Raw genomic sequence first — 12,582 nt, 5'->3', positions numbered from 1 at the left:
TCCGGGGCCCTCCGGGCGCTGGGCCTGCCAGGCCCGCGTCGGTACGGTTCGGGTCGTACACGCAAGAAGGCAGTACGAGAGCAGTACGAGAACAGAGGGAATCGGGGCGGGCATGGAGACGCACGAGGCGGGCGCGCGAGCCGGCGGGGCGGCCGGGCGGGCGGGACCCCACCCGCCCGCCGCCGGGGTGAGGAGCCTGTCCCTGCCCGCCTGCCTGGTCGTCACGGCCGGCGCCGCCCTGATCGCGCTGGCCGCGACCATGCACCTGCTGATGGTGTTCCTGCACGTCGCGCCGCAGAACACCGTCAGCAGGCAGCACGCGCAGGCGATAGACGACTACGTCCTTCCCGAGTTCGAGCAGAACTGGAAGTTCTTCGCCCCCAACCCCCTGCAGCAGAACATCGCCGTCCAGGCCCGGGCCGAGCTGCGCGGCCCCGACGGCCGCACCACCGTCACCCCCTGGACGAACCTGTCGGCCCTCGACGGCGCCGGCATCCTGCACAACCCCCTGCCCAGCCACACGCGCCAGAACGAACTGCGCCGCGCCTGGGACTTCTACGCCGCCACCCACGACGTCCAGGAACGCCCCCAGGGCCTGCGCGGACGGCTCTCCGAGAGCTACGTCCGGCGCATCGTCGTCTCCCGCCTCGGTGCGCGGCGCGACGGCCGCCCCGTCGACCGCGTCCAGCTCAGGACCGTCACCACGCCCATCGCCCCGCCGCCCTGGAGCCAGGAGAAGGCCGACACCGCACCCGTCCAGCGGGTGCTCCCCTGGTGGCCGGTGACCGGCGACGACCTCGCGGAGGCCCGGACCCGATGAACGCCTCGACCACGACCGCCCTCCAGCGCGGCATCGACCGCGTCACCGGCTCCTCCCTCGGGCCGTACCAGAGCGCCCTCCTGCGGATCGGCCTGTCCTTCGTGTGGGTCGGCTACCTGCTGCGCGAATGGCCCCACCGCCACGAGCTCTACGGCCCGAACGCCCCCTGGGGCTGGTCGCTGGCCCGCGAGCTGACCGCCGACAACCACGCCTTCACCGTGCTCATGTGGTCCGACGGCCGGGGGTGGTTCGAGACGGTCTACGCGCTGGCCGTCGTCTCGGGCGTCCTGCTCATGCTGGGCTGGCGCACGCGCACGATGTCCGTGCTGTTCATGCTCGGCGTGCTCGCCCTGCAGAACCGCAGCGTCTTCGTCGGCGACGGCGGCGACAACGTCGTCCACCTGATGTCCATGTACATGGTCCTCACCCGCTGCGGCCGGGTCTGGTCGCTCGACGCCCGCCGCGCGGCGCGCCGGGCCCGCGACGGCGCCGACCCGGGGCGGGACACGACGGGCATCGTGCTGTGGGCCGTGTGCGGAACGGCCCTCGCCGCCGCCCAGGTCCTCGCCGACCCCGCGCTGTCGTGGACGGAGCACGGCCCTCTTCCCGGCATCGGCTGGGCCGCGGCCCTGTGGGGCCTGTGGTGCGTGCACGGCCTGTGGTGGGTGGTCTGCCGCCACGCCCCCGGCGAGCCGCGCACCGTGCTGGACGTGCTGGCCCATCTGGCGCACAACGCCGCCCTGTTGGTGATCATGGCCGAGGTGTGCCTGATCTACGCCACGGCCGGCTGGTACAAGATCCAGGGCTCGCGCTGGCAGGACGGCACCGCGCTGTACTACCCGATGCACATCGACTACTTCTCCCCCTGGCCCGCGCTCTCGCACGCCCTGGCATCCGACGGCACGATGGTGATGCTGCTCAGCTACGGCACGGTGTTCGCGCAGGCGGCCTTCCCCTTCACCCTGCTGAACCGGCGCGTGAAGAACGTGCTGCTGCCGGTGATGATGGCCGAGCACGTCGGCATCGCCGTGCTCATGGGCCTGCCGTTCTTCTCCCTGGCGATGATCGTCACCGATGCGGTCTTCCTGCCGACGTCCTTCCTGCGCCGGCTCGGGACGGCGGCCGGACGGCTGACGGGACGACTGACGGGACGGCTGACGGCGCGGCTGCCCAGCCGGGCGGTCCCGTCGGCAGGCAGTGCCGGAGGTACGGGCGGCACCGGCGAGACCGCCGGGGACCGTCCCAGGGCGTCGACTCCTGTCGGCGGACCCTAGGCTGAGCCCATGACCAGGCACGACGACTCCGAGACCACGGCGGCGCCGGAGCGGTGGGCCGCCCTGGCCCCCGACGCCGTGCTCCTCGACGGCTTCCACGCCCTCAAGCACGCCCTGCGCTTCGGAGCGCCGGTGAGCATGGCCCTCACCAGTGACCGGGCGGCCGCACTGGAACTGGCCGAGGACCTCGCCGACGACCTGACCGACCGGCTCGCGGACCTCCTGGTGGAGGTGCCCGCGCAGACCCTGCGCACCCTGCTGCCCAGGGTCCACCCCACGGGAGTGGCCGCACTGGCCGGCCGCCCCGACCGCGACGCGCACCTGCAGGCGCTGGCCCGGCGGCCCCGGCGGGCACCCGTCGTCGTCCTGGACAACCCCCGCAACCTCGGCAACGTCGGCGCCGTGGTGCGCCTCGTGGCCGGGTTCGGGGCCACCGGCGTCATCACCACCGGCACCCTCGACCCCTGGCACCCCAACGCGGTGCGCTCCGGGGCAGGGCTGCACTACGCGACGGCCGTCGAGCGGCTTCCGGCACAGGAGCTGCCGGACGGGCCGCTGTACGTCCTGGACCCGGAGGGCGAGGACATCCGTGCCGTCGCCGTGCCCGACGACGCGCTGCTCGTCTTCGGCTCGGAACGGCACGGGGTGTCGGCGGAGCTGCGGGGCAGGGCGGACCGGCTGGTCGCTCTGCCGATGCGGCCCCAGGTGTCGAGCTACAACCTCGCCACGAGCGTGGCGATGGCGCTGTTCCACTGGGGCTCGGGGGGACGGGCTTCCTAGGCCTGGCGGCGGACCTCCACCACGCGGAAGCGGGGGGCCACGAACGCGCTGTCGCACAGCACCGCGTTGGCGGCCGGGTTGCCGCCGGAGCCGTGGAAGTCGGAGAAGGCCGCGGTCTGGTTCACGTACACACCGCCCGTGAGGTTCAAGGAGAGCTGGGCGCACTCCTCCAGGCAGGCCTCCTCCACCAGGCGCTCGACCTCCGGCGACGTGGTGTACGCGCCGACCGTCATCGCGCCCTTCTCCCGCACCGTGCGGCGCAGCAGCTCCACGGCCGCCTCCGCGGAGTCGACGGCCACCGCAAAGGACACGGGGCCGAAGCACTCGGAGAAGTAGGCCGCTTCGGCATCCGGCTTGGCGCCGTCCAGCTTGACGACGACCGGGGTGCGCACGGTGGCGCCGGGGAAGTCGGGGTTGGTCAGCGTGCGCGAGGCCAGGGCGACCTCGCCCAGCTGCGCGGCGGCGTCGATACGGGCCTTGACCTGGTCGTTGACGATCGCGCCGAGCAGGGCGTTGGCCCGGGCGTCGTCGCCCAGCAGCTTCTCCACGGCCATGGCGAGGTCGGCGACCACCTCGTCGTACGACTTGTGGCCGGCGTCGGTGGCGATGCCCTCGCGCGGGACGAGCAGGTTCTGCGGGGTGGTGCACATCTGGCCGCTGTACAGGGACAGCGAGAAGGCCAGGTTGGAGAGCATGCCCTTGTAGTCGTCGGTGGAGTGGACGACGATCGTGTTCACGCCGGCCTTCTCGGTGAAGACCTGCGCCTGGCGGGCGTTGGTCTCCAGCCAGTCGCCGAAGGCGGTCGAGCCGGTGTAGTCGATGATGCGGATCTCGGGCCGCACCGCCAGGATCTTGGCGATGCCCTCGCCGTCCCGCTCGGCGGCCAGCGCGACCAGGTCGGGGGAGAAGCCGGCCTCGCGCAGCACCTCGCGCGCGATGCTCACGGTCAGCGCGAGCGGCAGCACGGCCCGCGGGTGCGGCTTGACCAGCACCGCGTTGCCGGTGGCGAGGGACGCGAACAGGCCCGGGAAGCCGTTCCACGTGGGGAAGGTGTTGCAGCCGATGACCAGCGCGATGCCCCGGGGCACCGGGGTGAACCGCTTGTCCAGCTTCAGCGGGTCGCGCTTGCCCTGCGGCTTGACCCACTCCGCGCTCTCCGGCGCGGCCGCGGTCTGCTCGGCCAGGGCGTAGACCACGGCCTCCAGGCCGCGGTCCTGGGCGTGCGGGCCGCCGGCCTGGAACGCCATCATGAACGCCTGGCCGCTGGTGTGCATCACGGCGTGCGCGAACTCGTGCGTACGGGCGTTGATCCGGGCCAGGATCTCCGCGCTCACCGCCGCCCGGGCCAGCGGCCCGGCCTCGCGCCAGGCGGGCATGGCCGCGCGCATGGCGGGCAGCAGGACGTCGGTGTCCACATGCGGGTACTCGATGGAGAGGTCGATGCCGTACGGCGAGACCTCGGAGCCGGCCCAGCCGTCGGTGCCGGGCTGGTCCAGCTCGAAGCGCCGGCCGCGCAGCGCGTCGAAGGCCGCCTGACCGGCGGCGGCGTCGAGGCTGCCGGGCACGCCCTCGGGGCCGTAGGCCTTCGGGTGCTCGGGGAAGGGGGACCAGTAGGCGCGCGTGCGGATGGCCTCCAGCGCCTGGTCGAGCGTGGGGCGGTGCTTCTCGATCAGCTGAGCGGTGGTGAGTCCGGCGGTCACGTCTGACCAACTCCTCGTCGAGCGGGGCTCCGATACGGGGGACCAGATGCACCCCCGATGGATACAGTAACCGAACGATCGGTCGGGACAAGGGGGGCCGGCGAACCTGTGGACAACGCATCGGGGAGGATCACTGCCATGACCGCAATCGACCCGGCCCGTGCCGTCGCCGTCGTCGGCACCGGCACCATGGGCCAGGGCATCGCCCAGGTCGCCCTGACCGCGGGGCACCCCGTACGGCTGTACGACGCCGCACCCGGTCGCGCGGAGGAGGCGGCGGGGGCGATCGCCGCCCGGCTCGGCCGCCTGGTGGACAAGGGCAGGCTCGACGCCGCCGTGCGCGACGCGGCCCTCGCCCGGCTGCGGCCCGCCGCGCAGCTCGCCGAACTCGCCGGCTCCGCGCTGGTCATCGAGGCGATTGTGGAGCAACTCGGCGTCAAGCAAAAGCTGTTCGAGGAGCTGGAACAGGTCGTTGCGCAGGACTGCCTGCTGGCCACCAACACCTCCTCCCTGGCCGTCACCGCCGTCGCCGCGGCCCTGCGCCACCCCGGGCGCTTCGTCGGCCTGCACTTCTTCAACCCCGCGCCGCTGATGCCGCTCGTGGAGGTGGTCCGCGGCTTCGCCACCGACGCGGCGGCCGCCGAGCGGGCGCGGGCGACCATGACGGCCTGGGGGAAGACGCCGGTGGCCTGCGCGGACACCCCCGGCTTCGTCGTCAACCGCCTCGCCCGGCCCTTCTACGCGGAGGCCCTGCGGGTGTACGAGGAGGGGGCGGCCGACCCCGCGACCATCGACGCCGTCCTGCGGGAGAGCGGTGGCTTCCGCATGGGGCCCTTCGAGCTCACCGACCTCATCGGCCAGGACGTGAACAACTCGGTCACCCATTCGGTGTACGAGGCGTTCTTCCACAGCCCGAAGTTCACGCCGTCGCTGGCGCAGGGACGGCTGGTGCAGGCGGGGCTGCTGGGCCGCAAGAGCGGCCGCGGGTGGTTCACGTACGGCGAGGGGGCTAAGAAGCCCGAGCCCGGCACGGCCGAGCCGTGCCCGGCCCCCGCCGAGGTGGGGTACCGCCACCGCCTCACCGGCCCCGCCGCGGTCCTGCCGCAGATGATCGAGGAAGCGGGCATCAAGATCACCCGCGATGGCGGACAGGACACCTACGACGGCAGCATCGTCCTGCCCGGCGGGACCGAGCTGTGTCTCACGGACGGCCAGGGGCCCACCAACGCCGCGTACCTCGGCCCCCGCATCGACTTCGACCTCGCCCTGGACTACCGCACGTGCACCCGCGTGGCCCTGGCGCCCTCCGCGACGGCCCCGCAGGACGACGTCCGGGCGGCCATCGGCCTCTTCCAGGCCCTCGGCAAGAAGGTCAGCGTGATCGGCGACCTCCCCGGAATGATCGTCGCCCGTACGGTCGCCCTCCTCGCCGATTTCGCCGAGGACGCCGCCGGCCGGGGCGTGGCGAGCGCCGAGGACATCGACACCGCCATGCGCCTGGGCGTGAACTACCCCGTCGGCCCCCTGGAGTGGGGGCGGTCGCTCTACACCACGTGGCTGCGGCAGTTCCTGCTGAACATGGACCACCAGTACCCCGGCGGGCGCTACAGCGCCTGCCAGTCCCTGCGCCGCCGTGCGGCCGTCGAAGAGAGCCTGCTGTAATCATGACCATGGCCAAGCGCGACACCTACACGCCCGAATCGCTGCTCGCGGTCGCCGTCAAGGTGTTCAACGAGCGGGGCTACGACGGCACGTCCATGGAGCACCTCTCCAAGGCGGCCGGGATCTCCAAGTCCTCGATCTACCACCACGTCAAGAGCAAGGAAGAGCTCCTGCGCCTGGCGATAAGCCGGGCGCTGGACGGGCTGTTCGCCGTGCTGGACGAGCCCGGGGCGAGCACCGGGCGGGCCGTGGACCGGCTGGAGCACGTCACCCGGCGCACGGTCGAGGTGCTGATCGGCGAGCTGCCGTACGTGACGCTGCTGCTGCGGGTGCGCGGCAACACCGGCACCGAGCGCTGGGCCATGGAGCGTCGCCGCGAGTTCGACCACCGGGTGGCCGGCCTGGTGAAGGAGGCCGCAGCCGAGGGCGACCTGCGCCAGGACGTGGACGCGCGGCTGGCGACCCGGCTGCTCTTCGGGATGATCAACTCGGTCGTCGAGTGGTACCGGCCGGAGCGCGGCGGCGCCGCCACGGCCGACGAGGTCGCCGCCGCCGTGATCCACACCGCTTTCGACGGCCTGCGCACGGACCGCTGAGCCGCTCGGCCACCACGCACGGGCCGGCCCCTGGGCCGGCCCGTTTCAGTACGCGTCCTGCGAGGGGTGGACGTCGTCCATGTCCGTCTCCTCGAACACCAGCAGCGTACGGGTGCTCAGCACTTCCTCGATGGCCTGGATCCGGGTCAGGACGAGCTCCCGCAGGGCCCGGTTGTCGCGCGTGTGCACCAGCAACAGGACGTCGAAGTCCCCGCTGACCAGGGCGATGTGCGCGGCGCCGGGCAGCTCGCGCAGCTTGTCGCGCACGGTGCGCCAGGAGTTCTGGACGATCTTCAGTGTGATGTACGCGGACGCGCCGTGCCCCGCCCGCTCCTGGTCTATTCGCGCCCCGAAGCCCCGGATGACCCCGTCGTCGATGAGCCGGTTGATGCGCGCGTAGGCGTTGGCCCGCGAGACGTGCACCCGCTCGGCCACCGAGCGTATCGAGGCCCGGCCGTCGGCCTGGAGCATGCGCAGGATCGACCGGTCGATCTCGTCGAGCGGACGGGCCGGTGGTCTGCCCCCCGACGTGGCCATCTGTTCGTCCCGCATACCGCCATGCCTCCCCTTCATGGACGCGCTGTCCATATCTCAGGCTGTGGAGAACCGTTTGTCCACAGGCTCAGGCCGCCTGTAGCCAAAAAGTGTCGACGACCGAACAATCGGTAGGGAGAGCGCACGACGCTTTCCGGTCAGGCTCGTCCCAAGAGGAGGTGCTCGCCATGACGGTTCTGGAGCAGCCGGGTCCCTACCGGCCCACGCCGCCCCCCGCCTGGCAACCCCGTACCGACCCGGCACCGCTGCTGCCCGACGCGGAGCCGTTCCGGGTGCTGGGCACCCCCGCGGCCGACGGGATCGACCCCGAGCTGATGCGCCGGCTGTACGGCCAGCTGGTGCGCGGCCGGCGGTACAACACCCAGGCCACCGCGCTCACCCGGCAGGGGCGGCTCGCCGTCTACCCCTCCTCCACCGGCCAGGAGGCCTGCCAGGTCGCCGCCGCGCTCGCCCTCGAAGAGCGCGACTGGCTCTTCCCCAGCTACCGCGACACCCTCGCCGCCGTCGCCCGCGGCATGGACCCGGTCCAGGTCCTGACCCTCCTGCGCGGCGACTGGCACACCGGCTACGACCCCCGCGAGCACCGCGTCGCCCCCCTGAGCACCCCGCTGGCCACCCAGCTCCCGCACGCCGTCGGCCTCGCCCACGCCGCCCGCCTCAAGGGGGACGACGTCGTCGCCCTCGCCCTGGTCGGCGACGGCGGCACCAGCGAGGGCGACTTCCACGAGGCGCTCAACTTCGCCGCCGTCTGGCAGGCGCCCGTCGTCTTCCTCGTGCAGAACAACGGCTTCGCCATCTCCGTGCCGCTCGCCAAGCAGACCGCCGCGCCCTCCCTGGCCCACAAGGCCGTCGGCTACGGCATGCCCGGCAGGCTCGTCGACGGCAACGACGCCCCCGCCGTCCACCAGGTCCTCACCGAGGCCGTGCGCCGGGCCCGGGCCGGCGGCGGGCCCACCCTCGTCGAGGCCGTCACCTACCGCATCGAGGCGCACACCAACGCCGACGACGCCACCCGCTACCGCGGCGACGCCGAGGTCGAGACGTGGCGCGCCCACGACCCGATCGCCCTGCTCGAACGCGAGCTGACCGCCCGCGGGCTGCTCGACGACGCCGGCATACGCGCCGAGGCGGAGGCCGCCGAGCTGCTCGCCGCCGACCTGCGCGAGCGGATGCACCAGGACCCCGCCCTGGACCCGATGGAGATGTTCACGCACGTTTACGCCGAGCAGACTGCCCAACTGCGCGAGCAGGCAGCACAATTGCGTGCTGAGCTGACCGCCGCGGGGGAGCTGCCGGGGCCCGGTGAGGCCCCCCAGGAAGGAAGGCCGCGATGACCACCGCGCCCGCCGCAACCGGCCGCAAGCCGGCCAGCATGGCCCAGGCCCTGGGCCGCGCGCTGCACGACGCCATGGCCGACGACCCCACCGTGCACGTCCTCGGCGAGGACGTGGGCACCCTCGGCGGCGTCTTCCGGATCACCGACGGCCTGGCCAAGGAGTTCGGCGAGGACCGCTGCACCGACACGCCCCTGGCCGAGGCCGGCATCCTCGGCACGGCCGTCGGCATGGCGATGTACGGGCTGCGGCCGGTGGTCGAGATGCAGTTCGACGCCTTCGCCTACCCGGCCTTCGAGCAGCTCGTCAGCCATGTCTCCCGGATGCGCAACCGCACCCGCGGCGCCCTGCCCATGCCCATCACCGTGCGCGTGCCCTACGGCGGCGGCATCGGCGGCGTCGAGCACCACAGCGACTCCTCCGAGGCCTACTACCTGGCCACACCCGGCCTGCACGTCGTCACCCCCGCCACCGTCGCCGACGCCTACGGACTGCTGCGCGCCGCGATCGCCTCCGACGACCCCGTCGTCTTCCTGGAGCCCAAGCGGCTGTACTGGGGCAAGGACGACTGGGACCCCGAGCACCCCGAGCCGGTCCCCGGCATCGGACGCGCGGTCGTACGCCGCCCCGGCACCTCCGCCACCCTCGTCACCTACGGCCCCTCCCTGCCCGTGTGCATGGAGGCCGCCCGCGCGGCCGCCGCCGAGGGCTGGGACCTGGAGGTCGTCGACCTCCGCTCGCTCGTCCCCTTCGACGAGGAGACCGTGTGCGCCTCCGTGCGCCGCACCGGACGCGCGCTGATCGTCCACGAGGCCGCCGGATTCGGCGGCCCCGGCGCGGAGATCGCGACAAGGATCACCGAGCGCTGCTTCCACCACCTGGAGGCACCGGTGCTGCGCGTGACGGGCTTCGACGTGCCGTACCCGCCGCCCATGCTCGAAAAGCACCACCTGCCGGACGTGGACCGGGTGCTGGACGCCGTGGCACGGCTGCAGTGGGAATCCGAATGGACCTCCGACGACTATGAGAGTGGTGCGCGCTGATGGCGGTCGTGCGCGAATTCACGCTGCCCGACCTGGGTGAAGGACTCACGGAGGCACAGGTCGTCCGCTGGCTCGTCGCCGTCGGCGACGTGGTCGCCGTCGACCAGCCCGTGGTCGAGGTCGAGACGGCGAAGGCCATGGTGGAGGTGCCCTGCCCCTACGGGGGCGTGGTCACCGCCCGCTTCGGCGACGAGGGCACCGAACTGCCCGTCGGGGCACCGCTGCTGACCGTCGCCGTCGGCGAGACGGCCACCGCGCCGGACGCCGGCGCCGCCGAGGAGGGCTCCGGCAACGTCCTGGTCGGCTACGGCACCCAGGCCCCGGCCGCCGGCCGGCGGCGCCGGGTGCGGCCGCAGGCCCGGCCGGCCGCCTCGGCCCCCGCCCCCGCCGCCCCTGCCCCCGCTCCCGAGCCGGAGGCCGCCGACGAGGCCCGTGCCGTGGCGGTCATCTCCCCGCTCGTGCGCCGACTCGCCCGCGAGCGCGGCGTGGACCTCGGCCGGCTCCACGGCTCCGGCCCCGACGGGCTCATCCTGCGCTCGGACGTCGAACAGGCCGCCGCGGCCGGACACGGCGAGCACCCGGGGCACCCGGAGCCCAGCGGGCACATCGTCCGAGCCGTCCCCGCCGCAGCCGCACCCTCGGCCGCCCGGCCCGCCGCCCGCACCGGCCGCCGCACCACCGCCGGCCGCAAGAACAACGACGGCCTGCGCGTACCCCTGCGCGGCGCACGGGGCGTCGTCGCCGAGAAGCTCAGCCGCAGCCGGCGGGAGATCCCCGACGCCACCTGCTGGGTCGACGCGGACGCCACCGAGCTGCTGGCCGCCCGCCACGCCATGAACGCCTCCGGCGGCGCCAAGGTCTCCCTCCTCGCCCTGCTCGCCCGCATCTGCACGGCAGCACTCGCCAAATACCCCGAGCTCAACGCCACCGTCGACACCGAGGCCCACGAGATCGTGCGGCTCCCCGACGTCCACCTCGGCTTCGCCGCCCAGACCGACCGGGGCCTGGTCGTCCCCGTCGTCCGCGACGCCCACGCGCGCAACGCCGTCGAACTCTCCGTCGAAATGGCACGCCTGACCGAGGCCGCGCGCGCCGGGAAGATCAGCCCCGCCGAGCTGACCGGCGGCACGTTCACCCTCAACAACTACGGGGTGTTCGGCGTCGACGGCTCCACACCCATCATCAACCACCCCGAAGCGGCCATGCTCGGCGTCGGCCGAATAACGCCCAAGCCATGGGTGCACCAGGGCGAGTTGGCCGTACGGCAGGTGGTGCAGCTGTCCTTCACCTTCGACCACCGCGTGTGCGACGGAGGCACCGCAGGAGGCTTCCTGCGATACGTCGCCGACTGCGTCGAACAGCCGGCGGTGCTGCTGCGCACCGTTTGAGGCCGATACTCGGAGGGTGACGCAATACGACGCGGTGGTACTGGCCGGGGGAGCCGCCCGGCGCCTGGGCGGTGCCGACAAGCCCGCCGTACGGGTCGGCGGGCGCCGGCTCCTCGACCGGGTCCTCGGCGCCTGCCCCGACGCCGGGCGGACCGTGGTCGTCGGACCCCGGCGCCCCACCGTCCGGCCCGTGACCTGGACCCGCGAGGAACCACCCGGCGGCGGCCCCCTCGCCGGCCTCGCCGCCGGACTGCGCTGCGTACGGGCCGAGGCCGAGCGGGTGCTCGTGCTCTCCGCCGACCTGCCCTTCCTCGCCCCCGGCACCGTGCACGGCCTCCTCGGCGCCCTCGACCCCGCGGAAGCCGCGCTGCTCGTCGACGGCGAAGGCCGCGACCAGCCGCTCGTCGCCGCGTACCGCACGGAGGCACTCCGGCGCGAGATCGGCCTCCTCGCAGCCGAACACGGCACGCTCAACGGGCTGCCCGTACGGCTGCTCACCGGCGAACTGACCACGCAGCGCGTACCGGCCGCCGGGGGCGGACACGGCGCCGCCGCCGCATCCTTCGACTGCGACACCTGGGAGGACATCAGCCGGGCCCGCGCACACATCAGGGACGATGGGACCGTGCTCGAAGAATGGATCTCCGCCGTCAAGGCCGAACTCGGCCTCGACCTCGACGTCGACGTCACCGGCCTCCTCGACCTCGCACGCGACGCGGCCCACGGCGTGGCGCGGCCCGCCGCGCCCCTGACGACCTTCCTCATCGGCTACGCCGCCGCCCAGCGGGGCGGCGGGCCCGAAGCGGTCGCCGAAGCGGCCCGTGTCGCGGGAGAGCTGGCACGGCGGTGGGCGGCGGAGGCCGCCGGGGAGCAGGCATGATCAACGGCGACGGGCGGGGGGACGGTTGCGGTGACGGGCGGTCCGCCAAGTCCGCTTCCGCGGAGGACGACGAGGCGGGGCTGGACCGGGCGACGGCGGAAGCGTTGGCGCTGCTCGCGGAGGGGCGGGGAGCTTCCGGGCCGCCGCGGCGGTATCGGGTGCGGCCGGCGGGGCGGTTCGACTTCGACTTTGCGGCGGATCCGTTCGGGGTGGTTTCTTCCCCCACCCCGCCCCTTCCCGAAACCGGGGCTGCGCCCCGGACCCCCCTGGACGCGGCCGGGGCTGCGCCCCTGGGTCCGCTGGACGGGGCTGGCGCTGCGGCACAGCGCCCGCAGGCCGGGGCCGGACAGGGCACCCGGGCCCGGGCCGGGGCTGCGCCCCAGGGCCCCCAAGCTGGAACCGGGGCTGCGCCCCAGGGCCCCTTGGCGCAGCTGCCCTTGCCGGGCGGCAGCTCGGCCGGCGCCGCCGAGCCGGCCGGGCCGGGCGTTCCGCCCGGGGAGGTCCGCTCAGGCGGTGGTCAGGCCGGCGGGGTTCCCGTTGGTGACGGTGA

Annotated in this window: 11 protein-coding genes; 9 read left to right on the top strand and 2 right to left on the bottom strand. The window is 73.7% G+C overall.

Going from position 1 to position 12,582, the window contains the following annotated elements:
• The first annotated feature begins 112 nt into the window (after positions 1 to 112).
• From AB0K17_RS02755 to AB0K17_RS02745, 3 genes are read left to right on the top strand one after another with little or no spacing between them, the layout of a single operon-like run.
• Complete coding sequence (locus AB0K17_RS02755; protein WP_365967783.1) at positions 113 to 820, top strand: DUF5819 family protein; 708 nt, start codon at positions 113 to 115, stop codon at positions 818 to 820.
• A complete protein-coding gene (locus AB0K17_RS02750) occupies positions 817 to 2,094 on the top strand; it encodes an HTTM domain-containing protein (RefSeq protein ID WP_365967784.1) in 1,278 nt (425 codons plus the stop codon). Before AB0K17_RS02755 ends, AB0K17_RS02750 begins: the two co-directional genes overlap by 4 nt.
• A 9-nt stretch (positions 2,095 to 2,103) precedes the next feature.
• Positions 2,104 to 2,874, top strand: a complete 771-nt coding sequence (locus AB0K17_RS02745; RefSeq protein ID WP_365967785.1) for a TrmH family RNA methyltransferase — start codon at positions 2,104 to 2,106, stop codon at positions 2,872 to 2,874.
• Here AB0K17_RS02745 and paaN read toward each other — a convergent pair.
• Positions 2,871 to 4,574 carry a phenylacetic acid degradation protein PaaN gene (paaN, locus tag AB0K17_RS02740; RefSeq protein ID WP_365981881.1) on the bottom strand — a complete coding sequence of 568 codons (1,704 nt, stop codon included), beginning with the start codon at positions 4,572 to 4,574 and terminating at the stop codon, positions 2,871 to 2,873. The genes AB0K17_RS02745 and paaN overlap by 4 nt on opposite strands.
• A gap of 138 nt (positions 4,575 to 4,712) precedes the next feature.
• On the opposite strand from paaN, the gene AB0K17_RS02735 reads away from it, so the two are divergent.
• Together AB0K17_RS02735 and AB0K17_RS02730 are read left to right on the top strand one after the other, a co-directional pair.
• Complete coding sequence (locus AB0K17_RS02735) at positions 4,713 to 6,236, top strand: 3-hydroxyacyl-CoA dehydrogenase (RefSeq protein WP_365981880.1); 1,524 nt, start codon at positions 4,713 to 4,715, stop codon at positions 6,234 to 6,236.
• A 2-nt stretch (positions 6,237 to 6,238) separates the two neighbouring features.
• Entirely contained in the window at positions 6,239 to 6,832 is a 594-nt protein-coding gene (locus AB0K17_RS02730) for a TetR/AcrR family transcriptional regulator (RefSeq protein ID WP_365967788.1), read from the top strand.
• Positions 6,833 to 6,877: 45 nt separating this feature from the next.
• Here the strand turns inward: AB0K17_RS02730 and AB0K17_RS02725 are convergent, their stop codons facing one another.
• Positions 6,878 to 7,384 carry an Lrp/AsnC family transcriptional regulator gene (locus AB0K17_RS02725; protein ID WP_365967789.1) on the bottom strand — a complete coding sequence of 169 codons (507 nt, stop codon included), beginning with the start codon at positions 7,382 to 7,384 and terminating at the stop codon, positions 6,878 to 6,880.
• Positions 7,385 to 7,554: 170 nt separating this feature from the next.
• On the opposite strand from AB0K17_RS02725, the gene pdhA reads away from it, so the two are divergent.
• From pdhA to AB0K17_RS02705, 4 genes are read left to right on the top strand one after another with little or no spacing between them, the layout of a single operon-like run.
• The gene (gene pdhA / locus AB0K17_RS02720; protein ID WP_365967790.1) at positions 7,555 to 8,721 is read left to right on the top strand and encodes a pyruvate dehydrogenase (acetyl-transferring) E1 component subunit alpha; all 1,167 of its coding nucleotides are present in this window, start codon (positions 7,555 to 7,557) and stop codon (positions 8,719 to 8,721) included.
• Positions 8,718 to 9,764: an alpha-ketoacid dehydrogenase subunit beta gene (locus AB0K17_RS02715; protein WP_365981879.1), complete on the top strand. Its 1,047-nt coding sequence runs from the start codon at positions 8,718 to 8,720 to the stop codon at positions 9,762 to 9,764. Before pdhA ends, AB0K17_RS02715 begins: the two co-directional genes overlap by 4 nt.
• On the top strand, positions 9,764 to 11,152 hold the full coding sequence (locus tag AB0K17_RS02710; RefSeq protein ID WP_365981878.1) for a dihydrolipoamide acetyltransferase family protein: 1,389 nt from the start codon (positions 9,764 to 9,766) through the stop codon (positions 11,150 to 11,152). Before AB0K17_RS02715 ends, AB0K17_RS02710 begins: the two co-directional genes overlap by 1 nt.
• Positions 11,153 to 11,168: 16 nt before the next feature.
• Positions 11,169 to 12,032, top strand: a complete 864-nt coding sequence (locus AB0K17_RS02705; protein WP_365981877.1) for an NTP transferase domain-containing protein — start codon at positions 11,169 to 11,171, stop codon at positions 12,030 to 12,032.
• Positions 12,033 to 12,582: the final 550 nt, after the last annotated feature.

The sequence above is a fragment of the Streptomyces sp. NPDC049585 genome, from assembly GCF_040675615.1.
In the GTDB taxonomy this organism is placed as follows: Bacteria; Actinomycetota; Actinomycetes; order Streptomycetales; family Streptomycetaceae; genus Streptomyces; species Streptomyces luteosporeus.
The sequence above is the reverse complement of the archived record's forward strand: the minus strand, read 5'-3'. Positions and strand labels throughout refer to the sequence as shown.

What these genes read in the sequence shown, in the direction of transcription:
- AB0K17_RS02750 (WP_365967784.1), top strand. Translation starts at nt 817, where the DNA reads ATGAACGCCTCGACCACGACCGCCCTCCAGCGCGGCATCGACCGCGTC.
- AB0K17_RS02715 (WP_365981879.1), top strand. Translation starts at nt 8,718, where the DNA reads ATGACCACCGCGCCCGCCGCAACCGGCCGCAAGCCGGCCAGCATGGCC.
- AB0K17_RS02755 (WP_365967783.1), top strand. Translation starts at nt 113, where the DNA reads ATGGAGACGCACGAGGCGGGCGCGCGAGCCGGCGGGGCGGCCGGGCGG.
- AB0K17_RS02710 (WP_365981878.1), top strand. Translation starts at nt 9,764, where the DNA reads ATGGCGGTCGTGCGCGAATTCACGCTGCCCGACCTGGGTGAAGGACTC.
- AB0K17_RS02735 (WP_365981880.1), top strand. Translation starts at nt 4,713, where the DNA reads ATGACCGCAATCGACCCGGCCCGTGCCGTCGCCGTCGTCGGCACCGGC.
- AB0K17_RS02730 (WP_365967788.1), top strand. Translation starts at nt 6,239, where the DNA reads ATGACCATGGCCAAGCGCGACACCTACACGCCCGAATCGCTGCTCGCG.
- pdhA (WP_365967790.1), top strand. Translation starts at nt 7,555, where the DNA reads ATGACGGTTCTGGAGCAGCCGGGTCCCTACCGGCCCACGCCGCCCCCC.
- AB0K17_RS02725 (WP_365967789.1), bottom strand. Translation starts at nt 7,384, where the DNA reads ATGCGGGACGAACAGATGGCCACGTCGGGGGGCAGACCACCGGCCCGT.
- AB0K17_RS02745 (WP_365967785.1), top strand. Translation starts at nt 2,104, where the DNA reads ATGACCAGGCACGACGACTCCGAGACCACGGCGGCGCCGGAGCGGTGG.